Below are 25,167 nucleotides of genomic sequence, written 5' to 3'. Positions count from 1 at the left end.
TTTAAGATAACATTTTACGCATCATACGGATCACGTAATACAATGGTTTCATCACGGTCAGGGCCAGTAGAGATGATATCTACTGGGCAATCAATCAACTGCTCAATGCGCTTAATATACGCTTTGGCATTTTCTGGTAGATCATCATAATTGGTGATACCAACAGTCGATTCACTCCAGCCTGCCAATGTCTCATATTTTGGTGTTACTGACTCATAAAACTCGCCATCATGCGCCCCTGCACACTCAGTCTCAGGCAACTCATAGCCCACGCCAATGCGAATCTCATCTAAGCCATCTAACACATCTAGCTTGGTTAAACAGATGCCCGATAGTGAATTTAACACCACCGCACGACGCAAGCTTTCGGCATCAAACCAACCACAACGACGCGCACGCCCTGTGGTTGCGCCAAATTCATGTCCAACTTTGGCAAGGTGTGCACCCACATCATCAAACAGCTCAGTTGGGAAAGGCCCTGAGCCCACACGAGTGGTATAAGCTTTGGTGATGCCCAATACATAATCTAAGTACAAAGGTCCAATACCTGTACCAGTAGAAACCCCACCTGCTGTGGTGCTAGAGCTGGTGACAAAAGGATACGTACCATGGTCAATATCTAGTAATGTGCCTTGTGCGCCTTCAAACATTAAGTTTTTACCTGCACGGCGCAATTGGTCTAAACCTTCGGCAACATCGGTGACAAGCTCAATAAGCTCAGATTTCCATTGTTGACACAATGCAAAAGTTTCATCAAAATCAATGGCATCGACTTTATAATATTGTGTTAACTGGAAGTTATGATATTCAATCAAGTTACGCAATTTTTCTTCTAAGTCTGGACGGAACAAGTCTGCCAATTTAATCGCCCGACGAGCCACTTTATCTTCATAAGCAGGACCAATACCACGTCCTGTTGTGCCAATTTTACCTGTGCCGCGTTTTTTCTCACGTGCTTGATCCAGTGCCACATGATAAGGCAGAATTAAGGGACAGTTTGGTGAAATACGCAGACGCTCACGTACAGGTACGCCTTTACCTTCAAGATCAGCAATCTCTTCTAATAGTGCATCAGGAGCAAGCACCACGCCATTACCGATAAAGCAGGTCACGCCTTCACGCAAGATACCTGATGGAATCAAATGCAACACAGTTTTTTCGCCATCGACAACTAAGGTATGCCCCGCATTGTGTCCACCTTGAAAACGAGCGACGGCAGAGGCTTTTTCAGTCAGCAGATCAACGATTTTACCTTTACCCTCGTCTCCCCATTGACTACCTAAAACGATAACATTCTTTCCCATGATTGTTCCTTATGAGTTATAAATAAACGGTTATAAATGAATAAAAATTAGAATAAATAAAAATTAGACTGAACTTATTTGGACTTATTTGGCTTCTAGCTGCCAATCACCCTCTACCCATATTAAACGATGAGTCATATCAGCTTGACTATCTTCAGCACTTAAGGGCTTAACCACTCTAAATTTGTACTCGCCACGTAGCTCGTCTATCTTCGCTTGTAGGCGTTTGGCTTTTTCGCTATTTACATCATCAGCTAGGCTTTGATAACTTTCATAATCCACCACCACCAATGACTGTATTGGCAAGTCTATATAGTTTTGGAGACGGGTTAAATCTAGACTAAATCCTGTGGCAGGACGAGGGGTTTGGGATTGTATTTGCATAGCTTGTGGACTGCTAATCACCATACCCTCAAAATGTCCACCACGAGCAACAGGCTGTGACTCATTGTTGAGATAGACATTAAACACCAGCCCCGTATGATAGTGATAACCTGATAATTCAGTGATATCAATACTTACCTGACATTGCCACGTTTGCTCAAGATGCTGTTTGATATGGCTGATCTCGTCCATCGCTGCGGTAATGATACTATCTTGTTGTACCGTAGCAGACAGCGTACTACGTAATAATGTCATGTCGTGCCCTTGCGCAGCCAACGCATAAAAATCAGCACCAAGTGGTAATGGTTGGCAAAAATCTTTTAGCTCAGGCAAGGCTTTATTGGCATACAAACTCATCATATGCTGGGCGTTACCCTCGCTTAGATTGGCTAATTGGCACAAGCGTTTAAAAATCGCCACTTGCCCAATATCCACATGCAAAGTCGCTTGAATATCGACACTATCAAATAATGCTATCAGCACATCTAATAGCTCTATATCCGCACTAATATTGGCACAACCAAAAATCTCTGCACCCAATTGTAGCGGTGTGCGTGAGCCAAATAGTCCACTTGGCAAAGTATGAATCACATGACCTGCATAGCAATAACGGGCAATGTGCTGACTATCTTGATGCTGATTTAAATGCGCATCAATACGCAAGATTTGTGGGGTAATATCCGCCCGCACTCCCATGAGCCTACCTGTGAGCTGGTCGATGATTTTAAAGGTTTGCCGTTTTAGGTCTTCTGACGCATTATTAAGTAATGATTCGGTATATTCAATCATCGGTGGGCATAACAACTCATAACCATGGCGTACAAGTCGCTGGGTGAGCTTATAACGTAGCATTTCTTGCTTTTGCGCTTCATCTGATAGCAAATCTGTCACCCCATCGGGTAATAACCAAATATTGGCAGTATCAGATACAGCAGTCAAATGGGTAGTCGGCACAGTTGGTATTGGCGTATTGGTATTCGATGAATCGGAAAAATCAGACACAATCAATCCTTGTTTGGTGTGGTTATACTCTGTCATTTCTCATAGAAATGGGCAACAGTATGAACACCAAAGCGTTATTAGTAAAATAAAGTATGTAAGAAAAACTGTGAGTAAAATATTATTATAAACATCATTGACATGGATGATGCCTAAATATCTTAATGTTTGTTCTCATCTCCGCCCTCTTTTTTATTTAGTGGCTAAATTATGATAAGAACATAGAGCTGTCATTTATTCAGGGCAGTATAATTTTCAAACTATTTTGCCACCATTGCTATCGTCAATCTAATATAATGCCACCACAAGGCAAGCAAGCGCAGATAGTACAAGTCGCACAGTAAGCGTAGCTAACACCGTGGTGGATTTATCGTAGGCAGACTATATTAGCTATATTAGTGAAGCACTCTTATTATTTAGTCTAGCATAGACAAGGTTTTTGTCATAGGGTTAGGCAATATTTTGATGCGTTTGTTGCTAGTTTTATAGTTACGTTTCAATTTCTATTTCACTTGATGCTGACTTAACCGTTAACGCTTATTAACCTCATACCCCTTTAAAATGACGTTATACATATAAAACCTATGCAAAGCATCCCATGTAAGGGTAGGATATGTTACTATTTTGCGGTCAGTTTTATCCACTTCATTTTATCAAGTTAAAATAACACATATCAATATGCACAGATGGCATATTACTTGGGTTATCCTCCTTTTTTGTTGCGAGTATTTGTTATGAGTCACAATTTACCCGATCCTGAATTTAATCAACGCAATGTGTTAGGTGGCAATCTTGCCAGTTGTTGTTTTGCGCCTTTAACGGGCTATTTTCGCAATGGTTTTTGTCATACAGGTGCGCGTGATGCGGGGCAACACACAGTATGCGCTAAGATGACCAGTGAATTTTTAAACTTTTCTGCTGCTCGTGGCAATGATTTGATTACACCAATTCCTGAGTTTGGCTTTGGTGGTTTGCAACCTGGGGATTATTGGTGCTTGTGTGCACTACGTTGGGTGGAAGCTTATAATCATGGGGTTGCACCCCCACTCAAACTTGAAGCATGTCATGAAAGTTTGCTAAATTTGGTCGATTTAGAGACGCTAAAAGAGTTTGCCCTTTAACAAGAACAAGCAAACCATATAAATCGCTCAATCCATCACCGCTTGAGCCGATGCCTATCAAAGTAGAAAGTAGATTGTGCATTTTAGACATTCGTTTAGATATGAGACTGTAACTATTTTTAGGGGTTAGATTATGTCAGGTTCTACCAGTTCAGATAAGGGGGATTTGAGTCTAACGGAGGCGAAAAATACGCCAACGGCAATGAGTACACAAAGTAGCCATAAGCATTTGGCAGCCAGACATTCGCATTTGATGGCAGATAATAGTTTTCTTTATGGTGATATCGAGGGGGGTGAAGAGCCCAGTTATGACATGTTGCCTATATATGACCCAAAAGCTGATCGTCTAGAAGAGATACACCAATCTGGCAAGGACGAGATGATTAATTGCTATTCTTATTCACGTAAGACTGGTAAGCATTTAGAGCAGATTGGGCTTGATGAGGTGAGTAAGACGCTAACCAATAATAATCAGTTTATTTGGCTAGGACTGCATAATCCAAGTCTTGAAACAGTCTCCGAGGTACAAAAGGCGTTTGATTTGCATGAGCTTGCGATTGAGGATGCATTTACCGACCACCAGCGTGCCAAGGTAGAAAGCTATGGCAACGAGACGATATTTGTGGTGGTACGCACAGCAAAGCTGGATGGCAATGTGATTTGTTATGGTACAACAGCAATGTTTATGGGTAAAAACTATATCATTACCATTCGCTCAGGTGCGTCCCATTCTTATCAAGCGGTGCGGCATCATTGCCATCTCCATCCTGAAAAATTGCGCTTAGGTCCTATTTTTGTTCTACATGCGATTTTGGATTTTATTGTGGATAATTATTTGCCAATTACTGATAGGCTTGGTAGCTATTTGCGTGAGCAGGAGCGCAATATTTTTTCTTATGAATTTAGTAAAGAGACGCTCAAAAGTTTGTATGAATTAAAATCACAGTTGGTACACATGCGCGCGGTGATGCTACCAGTACAAGATATTTGTAATTTTTTTATCAATCATAAAAAAAATGAGTTAGTAGCAGCATTCCCCAACGCCTCTAAACCATATTTCCGCGATGTCAATGACCATCTGCTGCGGGCGATGGATGCAGTCAATGGGCTAAATGAGATGCTCAGTGTGGCGATGGATACTTATATGGCAATGGTGAACATGGGGCAGAACGAGGTGGTGCGCAAATTGGCTGCTTGGGCGGGGATTTTGGCTGTGCCAACGGCAGTGGCAGGTATTTATGGCATGAACTTTGATAATATGCCTGAGCTGCACTGGAAGTATGGTTATTTTTTAATTCTAGTCATCATCGTGACGGTGTGTGCTATTTTATACCATCAATTTAAAAAGTCGGGCTGGCTGTAAAGGTAGTCTGTCATAGTTAACCACTATCAAGTGGCTAATTGTAATAGCTAATGGCTAACCCAAATATACAATAACGTTTACAATATTGAAACATACAATCTATGGCTAAACTGGCATGTCTGTCTTAAGTCCTTTTATATTTGCATTTAATAACATAGCAAGTAAATGTTTATCATAAATATTCATCCATAACATTTTTTTGTAAATTTCTTTATCTGCTATATGATAGTCTTCAATATCAATAATCGACACCCATTTATCTTTAATTTTTATTTTCATTTTTGGATAGAGGATATATTCTCCACGATTGACTCGATAAAATAAACGCCGATTGTAAAGCTCATCTCGTGAAGCCTCATTTTTTGATAACACACTACCAATATAAGCTCGCTTGCGCCGATATTCTGGTAGAATACTGCTCGGAATATATTTAATTGCTTGTAATATATCAGCAGTGGTAAATACAGGACAAAAATATTGTTTATTCTTAGTTATCTGAAAAACTTTATTAGGCAGCATTACTAGCATCAGATGAACCAATAAGTATTCCATTAAATGCTGTTCTAATTTCACCAACTGCCCTTTAATTTGCAAACTGATACTGGCAGGGGCAATATCATCATAGATTTCTGGCAAGATATATTGAGCATATTTAATTTTTCCCTCTAGATAATTTTCATCATGCTCTTTTTTATCCCGCAAACTAACAACCGAGTTTTTTAAGGCAATTTGCAACGCATTATTATTTTGATTATCGACGGCATCTATGTCAGCGCCTCTTTGCACCAACCGAGTCACTAACGCGGCATTACCTACCCAGACGGCATTCATAACTGGGGTACGATTAAACATATTACGATATTCTATACCGTATTGATCCACTTTTTTCTCAATATTATTGGTATTATTACTACTATAAATATAAAAATGTTTGTGTAATAAATTTTTATGACTAAAATACATGGGGCGTTGTGCTGCTTTTAATCCCATTACTTTGAGTAGATGATAGTAATTTAAGTTATCATAAACTTGGGCATATTCTAATAATTCAATACCCGCTTTCTTTTCTTGTTGCACCACTGCTCTTTTTAGCAAATCATCCCGTTTTTTTGTATCATAAACAATCCAATCTGCCTTTTGTTGTTGTAATAAATCGTGACAAATCTGTTCAGCTTGTTCTGTTTTACCTTGCATGGCAAGTTTTTGTGCTTCTAATTGCCACTCTTCAATACTTGAAGCATTGTCTTGGATATCTAAGTTTTCTGTTTGAGTCAATGATACTTTTAATAGATTAAATAACGGATGTTGATGATTTTTTTCTATCCAATAAACATTTTTTATCGCCCGTGTTAATGCCACATATAAGGCATTGATATAAAATTTATACACCTCAAGTGATTTATCCGCTTTATCTTTATTACGGCTATAATTTAATTCTTTACCATCTAATTCTTGAGGCTCAATTCCTTCACTAATGTGTGAAAATCGGGTTTGTTCTACACTAACAAAATTATATAAAATAACATTTTCATACTCCAACCCTTTTGCTTCTTGGATAGAGAAGATTAATGGAGTATTAAAATATTTTTTTGCCGCTGTTTTTTGACTATCATGTAAAACAATCACCGCATATTGGGTAGATCTATGGGTTTTTTGGTTCAGTTGTTGCAATAATTCTGGCTTATCTTGCCACAACAAGGCTTGACCCTGTACTTGTCCATTACTATTAACTAAGTAATGGCTTTCTTTATCTATCGAGCCAAAACGTAGATTTTTTAATTGCAAAATTCGATTGGCTATATTGGTGACTTCTGGGGCATTACGATAATTGGTATGCAAAATGCGAATCAACTCATCGCCGCCTTGCAGCTCATTTTGCTGATAAAAAAGGGATTTTACTTTTTTCCACGAAAAAAAGTTGGGATGCACAATTTGATTGGCATCACCACACAACAAAAACTGCCCACTTTGTCTAAGCAATCTCAAGATAAGATACAACTGGATGTTGGTAAAGTCTTGTACTTCATCCACCACCACAAAGTCATAGGTAGGTTGTAATTTGTTAAGCCAAACATGACTCACCAAATTGGTATCGTAATACTGGTCGTCATCACGCTCAATATCATTATTTGTACTGTCTTGATGCGTGTTGGTAATTCCAACAAATTTTAAATATTTTTCAAATAATTGATATACTTGTTCCCGCTCTTTGTCTAGATAAATAGACTCACGAATACCTAGATTGTGGTAATCTTCATAAGACAGATAACCATGGTCAATATCAGTACTGGTCAATACACCCCGAAACTCTTCAAACAGCTTATGGGCATCATCAATACCACTGCCTTGTCTGTGACGCAAAAACCAGCTTCTAAACACCGTAAAATCTACAGGGTTACCCGATGGTATATGAATACTTTCTAGTAATTCTTGATAACTAAAAAAATCAACTTGCTGGGCATCATTGCTATAATGATTGCTGTGGTATAAATCTTGAGCATTTTTGACTAAATATGCCGACAGACTGACATATAATACCTTCCCTTTTATTCGTTTGATTTTTTCGAGCATTAAAGCGGTTTTGCCACTACCAGCTGAGCCAATAATTACCAAAGGTGCAGCACTTTGATATATGGAGTATTGCACATCATCAAATGAGATACATTTGCCCAGCCATGCGAAATCTTGGTGGGTTGGATTGACATAGGTCAATTCTTGCTTGGTATCAGGTACCGTTTTTACCACCTCAATCAAATCTTCATCAATACGTGCGCCTCGATTCAAAAAACGAGAGGACGCATAGTCATGATTTTTTATCCACTCTAGCATTAACGCATAGGTTTGGCTTTGATATTGATATAAGGCAAATAATAGCCGATCTTGACGATTGAGTTTGGCACGATATAGGTTTTCACCAATTTTTTTGACATCAGCACGCCCAAAATCATCATCAGCAATGGCTTGACATACTTTGTCATAATTGGGAATTTCTTGCCCATTTAATGCGTTATAATGCAAAATTTTCATTAAATTTCCTAAATGGTGAAAACCTATTCATTACCAATTGGCAGAATATTTAACCTGCTGCTTTTTCTGCTGCTTCAACCGTTTGCCGAATCAGCGTATTAATGGTCATTGGTCCAACCCCACCTGGTACAGGGGTATAAGCACTGGCAATCTCTTCAATGCCTGCCAGCTCAATGTCACCAACACCACCATCATCAGTCGGATGAAAGCCTGCATCCACCACCACTGCGCCCTGTTTAATCCACTCTTTTTTGATCAGCTCGGCGACGCCCACTGCCCCTACCACAATATCAGCACGACCGACATGCACTGCCAAATTTTGCGTTTTTGAATGACAGATGGTTACTGTACAGTTGGCATTGAGCAGCATTTGTGCCATTGGTTTGCCTAAAATAGCACTACGTCCAACAACTACCGCATCTTTACCAGCCAATTCAATGTCATAATGATTCAACAAATGCATGATACCTTGCGGAGTACACGAACCGTAGGCAGGCTCATCCATACTCATACGCCCAAACCCAAGACAAGTGACGCCATCAACATCTTTTTCGAGGGCAATGGCATCAAAACACGCCCGCTCATCAATTTGGCTGGGCACAGGATGTTGCAGCAAAATACCATGTACATCAGGATTGTTATTCAGCTCTTCTATCTTGGCTAGTAGCTCGTCGGTGGTGGTTGCACTAGGCATTTCTACTTTGATTGATTCCATGCCCACACGGCGACAGGCATTGCCTTTCATACGCACATACGTCGCTGAGGCAGGATCATCACCCACTAATATGGTGGCTAATATGGGTGTACGCCCTGTTTTGTCAATAATCGCTTGTACGCGCGTACTTAAATCCTGCTCTATTTGCTTGGCTAAGGCTTTACCATCTAGCTTAATGGCTGACATATCTCTCCCCTATGGTTTGACTAAAGATTATTTCAATTCAAGTGGATATGCTATTGTAAAAAATATCCATACTTGTCTGTCATCATATCAAATTATGGCGATTCTGAGGACAGATAGCGCTTGTTGCAAAAAAAAATTTTATTTTTACCATATAATTAAAAAAACTGCTTGTAATTTATAATCAGTTTGTTAATATAGTCAGCCTTAATTGGCTGGATAGCAAAGTGGTAATGCACTGGACTGCAACTCCATGATCGCCGGTTCGATTCCGGCTCCAGCCTCCAGTTTTTATCATCAATATGTTTGATGTGGTTAAAAAAAGATTTTTAATCTATTGTGATGTTATTACTTGCTTTATTTTTATAACGCATTATAATACGCCTCACTTATCAACACTATCAAACAAAGTTGATAACACAAGTTTTGCCCGGGTGGTGAAATTGGTAGACACAAGGGATTTAAAATCCCTCGCTAGAAATAGCGTGCCGGTTCAAGTCCGGCTCCGGGTACCATATACTAAAAGGCTTCCAAGCAATTGGAAGCCTTTTTTATTGATGTTTATGATGTACTATTTTCATATACTAAAATAGCCGCTGCCAAATCTTCCATCGCTGTGCCTACCGCTTTATAGACTGTTATCTCCTCATCATGTAGGCGACCTTGGTGTTTACCTTGGCATAATGCTTCTAGATCTGCTTTCACCTCATCACGGTTTAATACACCTGCTGCCATAGGTGAGAGTAAGTCACCCGCTTTGTCTAAAGCCTCGCTTGTGTCTACAAATACACAAGTGTCTGCAAACATGGCATCATCTGTTTCACGCATATTAGGTTTAAAGCTACCAATTAAATCGATATGTGTGCCCTTTTTAACCCATTCTCGTCGTATCAAGGCATCAGTCGATAATGTGGCACAACTAACAATATCACTACGACTAACAGCCTCTTTCAGATCCTTAACTGCTACAGCAGAAAAACCTTTGGCTTGCAATTCATTGGCAAGATTAACTGCACGCTCATAAGTGATATTCCACACCTCAATGGTTGATAACTCAAACACCTCAGCATAAGCAAAAGCAAGTTCACGAGCAACATTGCCTGCACCCACAATCAGCAATTTCTTAGACTGTTTACGCGCTAAGAATTTGGCAGCTAGAGCCGATGCAGCGACGGTTCGCCGACAAGTAATGGCATCACCATCAATAACAGCAACGGGCATACCATTTTTTGCATCAAATAGGGTATAAGTTGAAAACAGCCCTGCAATGCCAAATTTTTTACTATTTTCAGGATAAATAGTGACTTGTTTAATGCCAAGATAATGATTTTTTTGCCATGCAGGCATAATCAGCAATGTCGAACCTGCATCATCACTATCAATAGAATGAATATGACGACGTGGTACCACACAGCCTTGTTTAAACATCTGCCAAATGGCTTCAATTAAAGCATCATAAGGCATGGCAGCAATGGTTTGCTGTTTATCAAAAATTTTCATAACAAATCCTATTTAGACAATGAACACAACTTTATTGATACAAAAAAAATAAACCGCCCTTTGGTTTTAATAAAGACGGTTTTGACTATTAGAAACCTCACTCTCAACTTCTTTTGACGCTAGTAAAATCAGATTAGAAAAACAAGTTGAGAGTGGAGTATTAGAAGTTAGTCATCTGATACCAAATATAGGCTCAATCAGGCACATCATAGCCTGCTAAATCGGGGCTAATACCAAACGAGAATACAAAGGTTGCCACCGCAGAATTCACTAACACAAATGGCACATCTAAATGCTCATGACCTAATAAATACTTTCCTATTAACCAAGATACCAGTAACATAATGGCAAAAAATATTGCCAAATAAGATAAAATAACAGGATGTTTTAGGCTATAAGGTCTTTTTGGGTCTGGCTTTTTAGCCAATACATACACACGTATTGCCCACCCTGAAGCAAATGCTAATGTACCTAATAATAAATAATTTAAAAATCCCACACCTTATCCTTACTTATCAGTGATATTTTTTGATTGGCTTTAGTGTCTACTCTTTAGTATCTATATTTAGCCAGCTAAATAAGTTTGACAGCGATCAATTATCAGTTATTTTAGCGAATTGGTCTTATCCATCGTATCAGCCTCATTACTAGGCGTAACTTGTTCAATAATAATATTGGCATGTGGATTTGCTACAATATCAGTATTGGTATTATCACAAGGTACTTTATAAATGGTATTTGCACCTTGATAAATATATGCCAAATACTGGCTATCAAGCAGTGGATCAATATTGGTATACGCCTCAGTAACATGCGCTAATACCAATACTCTATCTGGTCTACCAATCATCGCGGTCACATGCTGTCCATCAATCGAAAAATACTGCCCAATCTGACGCTTATCAACCTCTTGTAGTGGTTCTGGCATATCCCATACTCGGTTTTTTCTGGCAGGCTCTTTCATCTGCATCACCCAACCATCTGCCTGCTTGCTGATTTTAATCTGTGCAGGCTCTCCATAGGTTACAGTATAACAACCTGCAAATGCATCAAAATCAGCTTCTTTTATAGTGACTGGCTCATTAGTGATATTATTATTATTTGTCTGCTCACAACTCACTAGCCCCATAGTGACCAATACCACAACAAACAGGTTTAAAGCGTATTGATGATGTTTATGATAAAGCTTATTATGGACTTTAGACAAATTAGCTACCTTATGATGGGGCATTATATTTCCAATATGAGTGTGACAAAGAGTAAGGGAATATTTGTATATCAGTATGTGCTATATTTTAGCAAATTTTTTTGCCTGTTTTTAGCCAGCAGATGTAACTGATACAACAGAGATAACTAACAAATCCTCCTACTGTGCTAATAAAAAATCAGCTAAAAAACCAAGACACTATTTTGCTATAATATGCTGCTAATCAAAGCAAAAAATTCTTTTTACTCTATTTCTTACTCGATGAGGTTGTATGTCTGTACTCACTGCCAAACCAAATACGACGGTTGCCTTTACTGATGGTGCTTGTAAAGGCAACCCTGGCGTGGGTGGTTGGGGTGCTTATTTGATATTTGCTGATGGACAAACACAATCTCTTTTTGGCGGTGAACCACAAACCACCAACAATCGTATGGAACTGATGGGCGCAATTCAAGCCTTACAAAACAGCCCTACAAATATGCGCCTAGAGATTTGGACAGATTCTAGCTACGTCAAAGATGGCATTACCTCTTGGATACATGGCTGGAAACAAAAAGGCTGGATGACTGCCAGTAAAAAACCCGTTGCCAATCAAGCGTTATGGCAACAATTAGATGCACTTTGCCAGTCTCGTCAAGTCGATTGGCACTGGGTCAAAGGTCATGCAGGACATGCAGGCAATGAAAAAGCAGATGAGCTTGCCAATCAAGGAGCTGCGCAAGTGGCAAATTCTAGCACAAACAATACGCCACAACAGCATAGCCAAAATAGCAATAGTATAAATAACAATTATCATGTTGATGAACAAGACTGGCTAACCAATGATATTTTAGGGTTTGATGCGCTAGATGCAGAAGATTTGGCTGCTGAAATAATAGATGACACAATAACAGACGCAAAAGATGACAGCTTATTAGAACAAAAAGAGCTACCCGAGTTTGATGGTGACACCAGCCGAGCCAATCCAAATTTTCGTCCACGCCTACCAAAACCAATACATCACGGTGAAGCAGACCGACAATTGATTATGGATACTGAAACCACAGGGTTAGATCCAAACAAAGGGCATCGCATCATTGAAGTGGGCATTGTAGAGCTGATCGGGCGCAAGTTTACGGGTGAGAAGCTACATGTATACATCAATCCTGAGCGGGGTATGGATGAAGAAGTGATCCGTATTCATGGCATCTCTGAGGCATTTTTGGCTGACAAACCGACTTTTGCACAAGTGGCACAACCACTGTATGACTTTATGGCAGGTGCTGAAATCATCGCTCACAATGCCCCTTTTGATATGGGCTTTTTGTCGATGGAGTTTGATAAAGTTGGACTCAAAGATTTTGTACAACAGGTACATGTCACCGACTCACTGACCATGGCAAAACAACAATATCCAGGACAAAAAAACACCCTAGATGCGCTAGTACGCAGGCTCAATGTTGGTAAACAAGATCGTACTTTTCACGGCGCATTGCTCGATGCTGAAATTCTCGCCGAAGTATATTTAGCAATGACTGGTGGGCAGGTCTCTTTGGCCATTGATGAAGTGAATATGAGTGATACAGGAGGTGCTCATAAGCCATTTGCACATCTTGCCAATCAACTGATTCACTCAATCACTGATGATGAAGCACATCAAAACTGGTTAAACAAGCTTAGTGAGAATTATCCTGAGCTTGCCAGCAAATGGAGTTAGATATATTTGCCAAGCAAGCTCGCTAAAGCATAAATCTTAATGTATTTTTTATAAATTTTCTCTTATAGATTGATATTTAGAGAGTTATTTGGTTTTTTTTATCCAGTTTTTGACTATAATTAAATTTGGACTTATCATCATATACAAAATAACATCAACACTGATTTAACAGACAACAGACTCATCTTATAATATTTATTGGAATGATCACTATGCTATCCGCTAATAATGCTCAAAAGTCAAATACTATTAGTACGACCAATTTTGACTTACCCTCATTACACTTACTACGCAATGAAATTGATACTGCTTTAAAAAACACAGAAAAAAACTTGAGTCAGTTTAATGATGATGTATCAAAAGCACCCTTATTACTTGATTCGATAGAAGTATTGCAGCAAATTACTTCTGTACTTAATTTGATTTCATTGTGTGGTGGTAGCGATTTGGCAGCAGCAATTGCAGCAGGTCTGCAAAGATTATATGACACAGAGGGTAATACGGATGATGAGCTTATTTTAGACATCTCTGAAGGTGTGATGACCTTAGGTCGCTATATTGAATTTGTTTTACTCAAAGAAACCCTAGAACCAAGCCTATTAATTCCTGTTATTAATCGTATTAATCAGTCTACAGGTCGTGAACTGGTCAGTGAAGAGAGTTTTAGTGTCTATGGTCACTCTAGCATCTCTATCGCCAATCCTGAGCAAAACTATCAGCCACTTAGCCGCTTAAATCTAGATATTCAATTACTATCCACTGCATATCGTGCGGGTCTAGAGGTTGCTCTCTCCAATACAGATGGGGTGCTGAGTGAACAAGACAAACTCAAATTATCGAGTATGGCTCAAGCATGTGTCATACCTGCTAAACAATCTGACTGTCTATTTTGGCAAGCAGCCGCAGCCGCAACCAAAGATTTAGCAAGTTTATTGCCTTTGACAAATCCACAAAAACGTACCCTTATTTATCTTGAGCAACAGTTTCATGACTATCTGCCCGCCACAGACCGCCGCTTTGCTGATTTAGTGAGTCTTGCCTGTCAGCGCGAACATGAACTGGCTCAAAGTCTGAAACAGCAATATGTTGGCAATCGTTTGGACGAGCAACAAATAGCTGCCATGAAACGCTTCTTGTTTGGACCAAACCGTGAAGTCACTGATACCTTAAATGAGTTGATTCAAACCGAGATTAGCAGTATCAAAGAACAAGTAGATACCTTTGCTCGTGCTGATGACCACAATCCTTCTGATAGTGATGCACAAAAAATTGCACAAAAATTAACACATTTAAGTTCAGTACTGACCTTACTAGATTTACCTAATGCCAGTCGTGCCTTAGCAGGTGCTGCCAAACAAGTCGAAGCTTGGCAAACACCAACACCCGAAGATTTTGATACACTGCTAGCAGAGATGATGATTGCAGAAAATGCAGCAATCCAAATGGCAAAGTCACACACACCAGGAGCAATCACTTTACCACTACACGACCCACATATCTCTTTGTATCAACTAGATACTGCTTATGAGACATTGATTAAACAAAGTCGAGTTGCCCTTGCCAATGTTGAGCAAACTTTTAATGCCTATGCCGTTGCTAGTAACGATGCTAAAGATTTTGCCAGTATCCAAGACTGCTCAGAAGCAATACAACAAGTATCTGGTGCACTGCGCTTTCTTGGACTCAAAGATGCGGCAAATTTACTTGCTAAGCTTACCGACTTTATGACTACCAATCTACCCGCAGTTGTTGCCGCTAATAGCGATGGCATTATAGAGATATCAGTCTTAAATTATATTGCCAATATACTTATGGCTGTAGATTATAAATTGCAAGGACTAGAAAATACACAACCTGTTGGCACACATGCAATGAAGGTTGGTCATCACAGTTTAAATAAATTATTAGCGGCTGCCTAAGCTTATTTATAAGTGACAATTTTTATAAGTGACATGCTACACAATCATTAAGCCATTTAGTTTGATTAACATGTCTGACGCTCTAACTGACAATAGGCTGACATCTTGTTGATGTCAGCCTATTTTATTACCCTCTTTTTAGGTCTACTGTTATGTCCATTTCCTCCCTTATTCTGCAACAAGATAACATCTTATGTCTGCCAACTGAAACAGGATACACCCCTTATATTCTATCGCTATCTGACCTCACTACCTTAACCCTACAAGGTAGCGTAGCGCTCAATTTGTCTCAAATAGGGGCTAAAGATATGGGAGCTTTAACCCATGTAAATCACGCCATCACCACGACCTTTGCCCAAAAGCACGACATAACTTGGGACTCTCAAGCAGAGTTTATCCCTTATCGAGCGTTATTAACTCAGCTTGCTGTTAATGAAGTCACTGCCATTACTCATGCCATGCAACTACTGCGTTGGCAAGAGGAAACCCGATTTTGTAGTCGTTGTGGCACACAGGCAAAGCCCCATGCTAGCGGAGAACCTGCTATGGTCTGTCCTAGCTGTGATTTGCATCAATATCCACGTATTCAGCCTTGTGTGATTATCGCCATTACTCGTACTAATCCTGCCACCCAACAACCACAAATTTTGCTGGCGCATCATCACCGCCATAGCAAGCCCGACCAACGCCCAATGTATGGCTTGATAGCTGGTTTTGTCGAAGTGGGTGAAAGCCTTGAGCAAGCCATACACCGTGAGGTAAAGGAAGAAGTGGGATTAACCGTGAGTAATATTCGTTATATCGCCAGCCAGCCTTGGCCTTATCCGTCCAATCTGATGATGGGTTTTATTGTCGATTATAAAGCAGGGAATATTGTCATTGAGCAAGCAGAACTGAGTGATGCGAAATTTTTTGATGTTGATAATTTGCCAAAAATTCCTGATAAAGGCACGATTGCATATCAGTTGATTGATAAGGTGAGGAATAGAGATTTAAATAAGCTAAGTTAGAGCTTGCCTAACTTAACTCTTTTACTCCCTCCCCATTTCGAGTATGGCTTTACGTCTTTTCCCTCCCCCAGCCCCTCCCAAAGGGCGGGGAGCTATATCCTGCATAATTTCTAAAAGTGTTGCAGTTCCTCCCCCTGAGAGCCGTTAAAGCCTATTTATCAAAGCAGGTACTGCAATTTTAGACTTGCAAGGGGCTTTTTATAGAATTGGCTTTAAATAGAAATTCCAAAAAAGGGAGGTTAGGTGGGGCGAATTTTTGAGTCATATAACCCCTCCATCAATATTTTTTCTGATTTACTAAGTTAAACCCCTCCCTAGCCCTCCCCTTAATCAAGGGGAGGGAACGTTCTTTTTAAATGGTGCTTGTGTTTCAAAGTCTAGCTCCCTTCCCAAATTCTAAAAGATATGTCCCCCCTCCTTTTTAAGGAGGGGGTCAGGGGGTGGTTATCGATTAACGTCCCAAAGGGAGGGGAGCTATATCCTGCACATTTTCTCTATTAAGGGGAGTTTAGCAGGGGATTAGTATTCTCTCGTACAGGTCTGACAAAATTGAAGCGAGCTAGTGAAGAACTGCCAACACCCAAGCTTATATAGCCAAAAGAATAAGCCATTCGACCTGAATTTTTGGAAGTAAATCTTGCACTACTTGACCAAAACTGAACCCAACGATGTCCACCAAGACGAATAATAGAAATATCTGGAAACATTTTTTCATTAATCATGGGAGAACAGGAACGTTCAGCCAAACTTTCTAACTCTTTAATATTAGGTAGGCGATAGCCATTTCCTAATGCTTGACTGGCTTTTAACGCCTCCTGCCATGTGTATGTGGTTTCACCTATTTTTTCATCATACTTACAAGTTGTACCATTCCATGTATATCCTAATGAACAGCGTTGCCAGATAAGATTGGTTTTTTTATCCAATACTTCTGAGCCACTTGTTAAAATTTGGTATCTACTATTAGGTTTGGTAACTGCCACATCATGCGGACAATAAGCATATGTATAACCGCTACTTAATAAACTGGTAAATAAACAAAACATCACATATTTTATATTCATTTTTATATCTCCTTTTAGCGTACTGCAATAATAAACAAATAATCCTGTTTATCCATAGTATTATCATCGCCCCTATACAAAAAATCCTTAACCCATACCCTGCTACCTGCGTTCATCTCATTTGACCAAATACTACTACCACCATAAGTTGATTGAACCTTCTCATAATCAGCCGTTATAAATAGCGGACTGGCAAAAATATTTTTACCAGCTTGTCTATCCTCATCTGATAATACTTTTGAATAATCAACAATACTGGATAGCTCCTCCATTTGTGGCAGTCGCCAATCATTATAGCCACAATAGTTGGTATTATTTAGGGTTTCGATATAGGCTTGGGTATTACATTTAGCTAGGCTATAATTACAAGTTTCACCATAAGACATAATTTTGTTATTGTCATATTTTACTTCATAATCATATCTATCCTCATAACCTGCAGGACTATTTTTAAGAGCAGAGTTATACCATGTATAACGATGATTTTTATCTCTTAAGCCACCATCACTGGTTTTTCGTTCCCATACCAATCCTGTAACGTTATCCTTAATACAGGTTTCGCCGTTATGGTGTAACAAAGTATGGCTCATTGGCTGACCTGCTTGTATTTCGCCATCTTGACCCAGTCCATACCAGTCACTACCTAAAGCTTGTAGGCTACATTCAAGCATACCTTTTGTACCATTTACACAACTTGTTATACCTGTCACAGGCAGTGTGGAGTAGCTTTCCTTACCGCCTTTTTCCACCACCACCTTACTATTATTAATATATTGATTGCCATTTGCCATGATGGCGGTCATTTGGATAGTTTGCTCGCCAGCGTTTTGATAACGGTGGCTGAGCTTGATGTCCGTTTGACAGCGGTTATTGCTGACATCTTGGTTAAACTGGTCGATATTACCATCGCCCCAGTTAGTCTTAACGATGGTTGGGCAGTCTGCAAAGTGAGCAGTGGCTTTGTAGTCACGGCTGGTGCTGGCAGTGGTTGGGAAGTCCATTTGTGCTTTTGCAAGCATGGTTCCTGTATTATTTGCCCGCTCTATTGTGCCATCGGGTGCGACCGTTTTGGTAAGGATTTCATAATTGCCTTGTTGCAGTTTGGGTACTTGTGGTGTGCTGGTGTGGTCAAGTTGATAATGACCTGTCTGGTCGGCTTTAGTAGTCAATTGAACCAGTTTGCCCAGTGCGTCAGTGATATAGATATAGACGTTGGCAAGGGCAGTGGTGACACCGCTTAGGTCAGGGATAAAGTTGCCAATGGTTTGTTTGACAGTGGTTAGCAAGTTGGCTTTGCCATAACTGATGATTTTATTTTGGCTGACTTGATGTCCCTTGCCGTCACTTACGACAAGGGTCGCTACAACGGTATTGCTATCTGCTTTGGCATGAGGCAGTTGTAGAGTGAGGTTGTCACTGCTTGCCCCACTGATGATGCTGACCTTATCGGCGGTGCTGTCGCTTAGGTTGCGTACGTGCCATTGGTAGCTTAGGGTGTCATTATCTGCGTCTGAGGCATGGGCGGTTAGGTTGATTGTACCACCACCAATTTGATTGCCCGTACTGCTTACTCGATGAATGACAGGCGGTGTATTTTGCTGGCTGGCAGTGCTGACCATGATGGTGAGCGGTTTGCCAATACCTAGTGTGTCAACAGTTGGGGTTAGGCTGTGTTTGCCTGTTTGGGTAAAGGTGCAGTCGTACAAGATACGAGTGGGGCTAGCTGAGATGGCATTGCAGGTATCTTGTGGGTTACTGCTGATAAGTTGTAGGTTGCTGGGGAGCTGTTGCCCATTGGCAATAATCAGGGTTGGTTGGTTGACACTGATATGCCCATGTTCAAGATTTTGTACACGGGTTTTGCTACTATCTACTGGATAATTGGTTAGCTGTTTGTCAAAGGGTAGCACTTGTATGGTTGGGGCAGTTATCGTGCCTGTGCTACCGTCTATATAGGTGACATTGATATAGGGCTGGAAGTTTTGCAGGTTTTGACTCATGGTCACCAGATAAGTCGCCTCTAGCTGTGAGTTATGACCTTGATTGCGTTTTAGTTGATTAATGGCTGTTTCACCGCTGATAAGCTGTCCGTTTAGATTGACTTGATTGACCTGTTTGATGTTGCTCAAATCAATACTGGCACAGACTTGTGAGCCTTTGGCAAAGGTATGTCCTTGACCATCAAAAGGAGCACCTCCCAAACAGTCGCTTTGGTCTGCATAAAGCTTAAATTGGGCAGGCTTGTTTTTGGTTTGGTAAAGGTAATTGTCATACGCTTTGACTAAGTCATATTGGCGTGGGCTTAGGGTTGCTTGGTTATCAATGGTGTTATCATTAATTTTTGGCGTGATGGTAAAGTTGCGATATTTTTCTGGGTGTGTTTGCAGGTCAATGGCATTGGAGCAGTATTGAAAGCCATCACTACTGTACTGGTATAGGCTATTATCTTTGGTATCAATGGCTTGACCGTTGATGTGTGGGTCAAAGCTGACATTTTGGGCAAAGATTTTTTCTTGCTTATCGTTATATAGCTGATAGTTAAAGTTAAAACAGACAGGATTTCTCTCGGGGTGTCTAAAGGATAACTTTTGATAACTGACGTTAGGTTGCTGGCTAATATCAAGCTTTTTCACGATAGTTTTGGGGTAGATGGTGATGGATTTATCAGCATTATCTACCCTTTGTGCGTCATCATTGGCAACGGTTAGCCGAACCGTGGGTACGATTTTGTCTTTGGTACTCGGCATGGTGACTTTAAAGCTACCTTGATACTGCCCATCAGCATTTAGGGTAATGGTTTGTTGCTGTTCAAGTAGCGGTTTTGATAACGATATTCTACCAAATTTATCGATAGTATTAGGGTCGTTACGATTGACCAAACGCAAGCGTACCGTGACTTGCTGTTTTCCTTGCCCAATATTGGGTAGTCCACCACTATCTATACTATAGTTGATGGTTTCGGTTAGCCCACTGGTGAATTTTTTATTGTCATTAATATTAAGATAAGCAGATACTCTTGGGTTTTGGTTGTCCTCTAGGGTTTTATTGCTTGCAGACAGCAATTTAATAAGCTCTCGCTGTGCTGATGCTTCTTGAAAATTCTCATTTTTAGTTTTCATCTGCTCAATCAGATGAATCATACGCTCTTTATCTGCACCAAAATTATTTAGTACATCTTCTAATGCTTTGCCTTCACGATAATAAAAGCCAACATTTTGGTTGTTAAGTACACCAAATAAGTTATTCAATGATTTTTGCACATATTCATAGGGTTTAAAGAATAAATCAGTGGGGCTATTAGGAATACCCAATAATTTTGTTAGGTCACCTAATACTTGCTTAACACCATCTTTGGTAAATTCAAATATTTCATTATTTTTATATTTTACTAGACTACCTGCTGAACTAGTAATATTTGTCACACTTTGGGCAATCTCTAACGTTCTGTTTAAATCACGAAATAGCTTTTGTCCTTGATTGGTAATTTCAGCATTGGGATTACGTAGTTTTAATGCGTCCATATATTGACCATTGGCAATCAACTGCTTGCTTTGTTTGCTCACGACAAAGTCTTGATAAAAGTCAAACACTGCTAATTCATCAGTAACAGGCGTATTTAAGATATCTAAGATACGCTGGTCTGATAAGTTTTTAAAACGTGGGTCTAAATTACGCACTGTATCCAAGGTAGTTTGGCTATTTTGACTATGCCCACCCAAGCCAAACCAATATTTTGACTTAATCTGAAAACGGGTAAAGTGTGAGGTTTTAAAGCCGACCAGCCCCTTTTGCATATCAACAAATTCAGGCTGGACAATATCAATCGTGCCGTTCTCACTTTGCCGAGCGACGACAATGTCATTAATATTGCTGACATAGTCAAGATTGACAGGAACAGTGACCAATACAGGCTTGTCAAAGTTTGCTCCCGAAGGCGATAACTCAAAGGGGTTAGCGATACCAATTTCCCGTCTGGTAGGGATATAAGCGTCTTTCATTGCCGAGACTTGGATTTGCTGAGCAGTGGTGGGGTTGCCATCAGGTACTTCAACGGTTAGACCACCTAAGTTATGCTTGCTAACGTCACTTTCTACGCTAATGACTTGGCTATGATTATCGCTATCAGTGCTAATGCGTTGCTTGACAGGCTGACTCTGATAAGCGACCAAATCAGTCACCGTGCTATAAATCAGAGTATCACCTTGATACACCTTAGCTTCGATGGTATAAGCGTCTGCTTGATTAATAGATAAGGTGTCACCTGTAATGGGCTTGTTATTAAGCTGATAACGAACTTCTAAACCATCAGGGATAAAGTCTAATTTTAGGGTTTGATTCGCAACGGGTAAGGCTTGGAAGTTGCCATTTTTTAGGGTAATTTTAGGATTTAATAGGGCGATTTGTTGTTGTAATAGTTGGGTTGTATCTGCGTTATTGAGTACCAGTGGTAACAGATAGTTATACAAATCGCTTTGGTTGACCAGTAATTTTAATTTGTTATTGGCAGTGTCTTGATAGTTATATAGGTCTTGATAATTGACTTGTTGGTCGTTGTTAATGTCTTGGGTGACCAATTTGGCAAATTGATTGAGTGCTTGGCTAAGTTGCTGGTTATTTTGAGGATTTTTGCTGTGCATGGCAAAGCGATATGCCATGTCGGTTAATAAGTTGATATTGATATTTTTAGCTTGTTTTAGCTCTTGCCCTGTGATGAGTAGTTTTAAGTTGCCGATATAGGGTTTTTTATTTTCAGCAAAGGGCTGAATACTGAGTAGATAATAATCTTGTGGCTTAATATCCACATCTTTTAGGGTAAAATTGCCATCAGTGCTATTTATGCTGGCTAGGCTGGTATCAGGTGTATTGGCTTTGGCAAGGTTAATTTTGCCACCATAAGCAAATAATTTGCTATCGATTGAGCCTTTGATGTCTGTATGGTTTTTAGTCTCACTATTCTTGTTATCGGTAATGACAATAGGCATACCCTCACTGACTGTACTTGCTCCCTCTTTATCTATCACTACCAGTTTAATATAGTATTTTTTGCCTGCTTGCAGCTTATCTGATATTTTGGCAGAAGTGACATTTTTGCCTGTATATATTTGCGTACTTTTATTGGGCAAAAAGTCTGCATTAGCACCTGCATGTAACTCATAACGTAACTGTTTATGTGACGTATTATTATCTTTCGCAGCTAGCCAACTAACCCTCAGTTCTCCTTGAGATGGTGAGCTTACTTCTTTTAATTGAACATTGGTTGGTGGTGTATTTGTTACTGAAGTCTTATCATGATGGCTAGAGCCACCACTACAAGCTGTTAATACCATAGCCGTGCTGACGGCAATACTAAGGGGCTTTAAATTCTGCCAATTCATGATACAAATTCCTTATGTAGTTAAATTAAAAAAATATCAAAACACAATGATACAAAATTTCTATTCTATTTATAGATGGGTTGTATAGATAACTTTTATCTTAATTTTAACAAATAAATTTTACATCTAGTTATATCACAGAAATAAAAACAAGTTTATCCTTATAATTGAAAATTTTTAGTAAAATTAAATAACATCATAAAAATATTAGTAATTTTTTATAAATCTTAAGTAGCCTATATAACAAAAAAGTTACATACTCAAGTAGCCCAATGCTTTCTAAAGAAAGTCTTGGTTTTTAGTAAATATAATTAAATAGTAAATATATTATAACTAATATAAATTCAACACGGTGTTAACCTCACTCGATGTACTACTTGTACTATCTTCACTTGGTTGCCTTGTGGTGAAATTGACTATAGGTAATTTTGACACATCAATTCAGGCGGATTTTTTTACTAAATCCTGTTAGAATATCCGATTTCTAGCCATGCACCTTACTCTAAGCTCGCTACGCCAGAACCCAAATCATATAAAGTTATGTTATGCCCAATAACACAGATACAGACACCATCACAACCCTAAACCTACCTACACATACAAGCACCGCAAATAATACACAAGGTGCTGACAGTAAGTATCGTGAGCAACACTCGCTAGGCTTAATTCGTCTGCAAAATCTGCCTATTTTGTTTGATGAATTACAATTATCGCAAGCCCCTTTAGACAAACAGCAACTTATCGCCCAAATAGATGCTTGCCTACCACAAACCCAATGTGGACTATGCGACCACCCTGATGGCTGTCTGCCTTATGCCACCGCCATTGTCATGCAAAATGAAGCACATAATAAATGCGTCCCGGGTGGGCAACCTGTTAGTGACCATATCGCCGATATATTAGGACGTTCTTACCTTGAAGCCGTTGCTTCTAAATGGCAGACCAATCCAGATACCCAACGTCCCACCGAAGTACGAGCCATCATTCGTGAAGATGACTGTATTGGCTGTACCAAATGTATCCCTGCTTGCCCTGTCGATGCCATTGTCGGTACAGGCAAACACATGCACACCATTTTTACTGACCTATGTACTGGCTGTGAGCTGTGCCTACCCCCCTGCCCTGTTGACTGCATTGACTTAGTAGAGATTGAGCGCGTACCAAGTGAGGCACAACGCCAAGCCGAACAAAGCCATTTGCGCGGTCGTTACCATACTCACCTAAATCGAGTTGCCAAACAAATGCAGGACAAAGCCAACACTAAACCTGTGGTTAGTATGGTACAAGCCAAACTTAACAACGCCACTAACCAAAGCATTGATATTGATGAGGCTCAAGCCAAAAACACCATCGAGCAAGCCAAACTACGCACCAAAATCAAAAAGCTACAAAAACAGCTATCGGTGCGAGCCAATCCCAAAAAACAAGCCGAACTTGAGCAACTGCAAGCACAGCTAGCACAAGTGGAAAAATCTTCCATACCAATGTGGGAAATGGGATAGGTAAAAGTAAGACCGTCAGATAATTTTAGATAAACTATTCCTACCCCTACCCATTACCCCTCTTTAATTAGCCAACTCAACTGTATGAATCAATCCTTATGAGTAAAGCCGTTAAACACAAGACCGCCGATACCCCACCATCAAGACGTATGGCAAACGCCAAAGTACGTCCTTTTTTTCAAAAGCTGGCAGATACCATTGACGAGCCTGTCACCGAACTGGAATATAACAGCACTTTTGAGCTGTTGATTGCAGTAATACTCTCTGCTCAAGCCACTGACGTTAGTGTCAATATTGCCACTCGCAAACTATTCCCTGTTGCCAATACCCCAGAGAGTATTTTGGCATTGGGTGAAGACGGCTTAAAAGAATATATCAAAACCATCGGGCTATATAACGCCAAAGGTAAAAATATCATCAAAACTTGTCAGATGTTAATTGATAAGCATAACAGCCAAGTACCCGAAACTCGCAAAGAGCTTGAGGCATTGGCAGGGGTCGGACGTAAAACCGCCAATGTGGTACTCAATACCGCCTTTGGGCAACCGACAATGGCGGTGGATACGCATATTTTTCGGGTGAGTAATCGCACAGGGTTGGCAACAGGCAAAACGGTATTGGCGGTAGAAAAAAAGTTGCTTGAACGTATTCCAAAAGAATTTATCCTTGATGCTCACCATTATTTGATATTACATGGGCGTTATACGTGCCAAGCTCGCACACCAAAATGTGGGGCGTGTCCTGTGTATGAAGAATGTATGTTTAAGGATAAGGCAGAGTTTGTGGAGGTTTAGAAAA

Annotated in this window: 16 protein-coding genes and 2 tRNA genes; 9 read left to right on the top strand and 9 right to left on the bottom strand. The window is 39.9% G+C overall.

All coding sequences use genetic code 11. The features are described 5' to 3' along the window. Positions 1-14: 14 nt before the first annotated feature. A complete protein-coding gene (locus FHK89_RS02725) occupies positions 15-1,304 on the bottom strand; it encodes an adenylosuccinate synthase (protein ID WP_230656499.1) in 1,290 nt (429 codons plus the stop codon). A gap of 84 nt (positions 1,305-1,388) precedes the next feature. Then, positions 1,389-2,651 carry an ATP phosphoribosyltransferase regulatory subunit gene (locus FHK89_RS02720; RefSeq protein ID WP_442966552.1) on the bottom strand — a complete coding sequence of 421 codons (1,263 nt, stop codon included), beginning with the start codon at positions 2,649-2,651 and terminating at the stop codon, positions 1,389-1,391. A gap of 770 nt (positions 2,652-3,421) precedes the next feature. Between FHK89_RS02720 and FHK89_RS02715 the strand changes: the two genes are divergently transcribed. Both FHK89_RS02715 and corA read left to right on the top strand, forming a co-directional pair. Then, positions 3,422-3,808: a DUF2237 family protein gene (locus FHK89_RS02715; protein ID WP_230656493.1), complete on the top strand. Its 387-nt coding sequence runs from the start codon at positions 3,422-3,424 to the stop codon at positions 3,806-3,808. A 202-nt stretch (positions 3,809-4,010) separates the two neighbouring features. Then, a complete protein-coding gene (gene corA / locus FHK89_RS02710) occupies positions 4,011-5,171 on the top strand; it encodes a magnesium/cobalt transporter CorA (RefSeq protein ID WP_230656660.1) in 1,161 nt (386 codons plus the stop codon). 105 nt (positions 5,172-5,276) lie between these two features. Here corA and FHK89_RS02705 read toward each other — a convergent pair whose 3' ends face one another. After that, on the bottom strand, positions 5,277-8,198 hold the full coding sequence (locus tag FHK89_RS02705; protein WP_230656491.1) for an AAA family ATPase: 2,922 nt from the start codon (positions 8,196-8,198) through the stop codon (positions 5,277-5,279). A 49-nt stretch (positions 8,199-8,247) separates the two neighbouring features. Then, on the bottom strand, positions 8,248-9,099 hold the full coding sequence (gene folD, locus FHK89_RS02700) for a bifunctional methylenetetrahydrofolate dehydrogenase/methenyltetrahydrofolate cyclohydrolase FolD (protein ID WP_230656489.1): 852 nt from the start codon (positions 9,097-9,099) through the stop codon (positions 8,248-8,250). A 210-nt stretch (positions 9,100-9,309) separates the two neighbouring features. Between folD and FHK89_RS02695 the strand changes: the two genes are divergently transcribed. Both FHK89_RS02695 and FHK89_RS02690 read left to right on the top strand, forming a co-directional pair. Then, positions 9,310-9,383: transfer RNA gene (locus FHK89_RS02695), tRNA-Cys, on the top strand. A gap of 141 nt (positions 9,384-9,524) precedes the next feature. Beyond that, positions 9,525-9,611: transfer RNA gene (locus FHK89_RS02690), tRNA-Leu, on the top strand. A 46-nt stretch (positions 9,612-9,657) separates the two neighbouring features. On the opposite strand, the gene FHK89_RS02685 is transcribed toward FHK89_RS02690, so the two are convergent. The 3 genes from FHK89_RS02685 to FHK89_RS02675 all read right to left on the bottom strand — a co-directional run bounded on the left by FHK89_RS02685 (position 9,658) and on the right by FHK89_RS02675 (position 11,827). Then, a complete protein-coding gene (locus FHK89_RS02685; protein WP_230656486.1) occupies positions 9,658-10,596 on the bottom strand; it encodes an ornithine cyclodeaminase family protein in 939 nt (312 codons plus the stop codon). 193 nt (positions 10,597-10,789) lie between these two features. Next, positions 10,790-11,095: a hypothetical protein gene (locus FHK89_RS02680; RefSeq protein WP_230656482.1), complete on the bottom strand. Its 306-nt coding sequence runs from the start codon at positions 11,093-11,095 to the stop codon at positions 10,790-10,792. Between the two features lie 105 nt (positions 11,096-11,200). Beyond that, entirely contained in the window at positions 11,201-11,827 is a 627-nt protein-coding gene (locus tag FHK89_RS02675; protein WP_230656479.1) for a hypothetical protein, read from the bottom strand. A gap of 247 nt (positions 11,828-12,074) precedes the next feature. Here FHK89_RS02675 and dnaQ point away from each other — a divergent pair, with 247 nt between their 5' ends. The 3 genes from dnaQ to nudC all read left to right on the top strand — a co-directional run bounded on the left by dnaQ (position 12,075) and on the right by nudC (position 16,428). Further along, on the top strand, positions 12,075-13,499 hold the full coding sequence (gene dnaQ, locus FHK89_RS02670) for a DNA polymerase III subunit epsilon (RefSeq protein WP_230656476.1): 1,425 nt from the start codon (positions 12,075-12,077) through the stop codon (positions 13,497-13,499). Positions 13,500-13,711: 212 nt separating this feature from the next. Then, complete coding sequence (locus tag FHK89_RS02665) at positions 13,712-15,418, top strand: hypothetical protein (RefSeq protein ID WP_230656473.1); 1,707 nt, start codon at positions 13,712-13,714, stop codon at positions 15,416-15,418. A gap of 152 nt (positions 15,419-15,570) precedes the next feature. Beyond that, entirely contained in the window at positions 15,571-16,428 is an 858-nt protein-coding gene (nudC, locus tag FHK89_RS02660; RefSeq protein ID WP_230656470.1) for an NAD(+) diphosphatase, read from the top strand. A gap of 497 nt (positions 16,429-16,925) precedes the next feature. On the opposite strand, the gene FHK89_RS02655 is transcribed toward nudC, so the two are convergent. Next, positions 16,926-17,492 (bottom strand): Lcl C-terminal domain-containing protein, encoded by a 567-nt coding sequence (locus FHK89_RS02655; RefSeq protein ID WP_230656467.1) that lies wholly within the window; start codon positions 17,490-17,492, stop codon positions 16,926-16,928. A gap of 14 nt (positions 17,493-17,506) precedes the next feature. Further along, positions 17,507-22,867 (bottom strand): Lcl domain-containing protein, encoded by a 5,361-nt coding sequence (locus tag FHK89_RS02650; RefSeq protein WP_230656464.1) that lies wholly within the window; start codon positions 22,865-22,867, stop codon positions 17,507-17,509. A gap of 545 nt (positions 22,868-23,412) precedes the next feature. Between FHK89_RS02650 and FHK89_RS02645 the strand changes: the two genes are divergently transcribed. Next, positions 23,413-24,369: an RnfABCDGE type electron transport complex subunit B gene (locus FHK89_RS02645; RefSeq protein WP_230656461.1), complete on the top strand. Its 957-nt coding sequence runs from the start codon at positions 23,413-23,415 to the stop codon at positions 24,367-24,369. A gap of 98 nt (positions 24,370-24,467) precedes the next feature. Next, on the top strand, positions 24,468-25,163 hold the full coding sequence (nth, locus tag FHK89_RS02640) for an endonuclease III (RefSeq protein ID WP_230656458.1): 696 nt from the start codon (positions 24,468-24,470) through the stop codon (positions 25,161-25,163). The last annotated feature ends 4 nt before the right edge of the window (positions 25,164-25,167 follow it).

Origin of the sequence: Psychrobacter sp. I-STPA10 (assembly GCF_021012795.1) — a bacterium.
Taxonomy (GTDB): Bacteria; Pseudomonadota; Gammaproteobacteria; order Pseudomonadales; family Moraxellaceae; genus Psychrobacter.
Note: the sequence above shows the minus strand (reverse complement) of the source record. Positions and strands in the feature narration are given on the sequence as shown.

Bases quoted from the DNA above. Each gene is read 5' to 3' on its own strand.
- FHK89_RS02675 (WP_230656479.1), bottom strand. From the start codon at position 11,827: ATGCCCCATCATAAGGTAGCTAATTTGTCTAAAGTCCATAATAAGCTT.
- FHK89_RS02715 (WP_230656493.1), top strand. From the start codon at position 3,422: ATGAGTCACAATTTACCCGATCCTGAATTTAATCAACGCAATGTGTTA.
- FHK89_RS02650 (WP_230656464.1), bottom strand. From the start codon at position 22,867: ATGAATTGGCAGAATTTAAAGCCCCTTAGTATTGCCGTCAGCACGGCT.
- dnaQ (WP_230656476.1), top strand. From the start codon at position 12,075: ATGTCTGTACTCACTGCCAAACCAAATACGACGGTTGCCTTTACTGAT.
- nth (WP_230656458.1), top strand. From the start codon at position 24,468: ATGAGTAAAGCCGTTAAACACAAGACCGCCGATACCCCACCATCAAGA.
- corA (WP_230656660.1), top strand. From the start codon at position 4,011: ATGAGTACACAAAGTAGCCATAAGCATTTGGCAGCCAGACATTCGCAT.
- FHK89_RS02725 (WP_230656499.1), bottom strand. From the start codon at position 1,304: ATGGGAAAGAATGTTATCGTTTTAGGTAGTCAATGGGGAGACGAGGGT.
- FHK89_RS02705 (WP_230656491.1), bottom strand. From the start codon at position 8,198: ATGAAAATTTTGCATTATAACGCATTAAATGGGCAAGAAATTCCCAAT.
- FHK89_RS02685 (WP_230656486.1), bottom strand. From the start codon at position 10,596: ATGAAAATTTTTGATAAACAGCAAACCATTGCTGCCATGCCTTATGAT.
- FHK89_RS02665 (WP_230656473.1), top strand. From the start codon at position 13,712: ATGCTATCCGCTAATAATGCTCAAAAGTCAAATACTATTAGTACGACC.
- nudC (WP_230656470.1), top strand. From the start codon at position 15,571: ATGTCCATTTCCTCCCTTATTCTGCAACAAGATAACATCTTATGTCTG.
- FHK89_RS02645 (WP_230656461.1), top strand. From the start codon at position 23,413: ATGCCCAATAACACAGATACAGACACCATCACAACCCTAAACCTACCT.
- folD (WP_230656489.1), bottom strand. From the start codon at position 9,099: ATGTCAGCCATTAAGCTAGATGGTAAAGCCTTAGCCAAGCAAATAGAG.
- FHK89_RS02655 (WP_230656467.1), bottom strand. From the start codon at position 17,492: ATGAATATAAAATATGTGATGTTTTGTTTATTTACCAGTTTATTAAGT.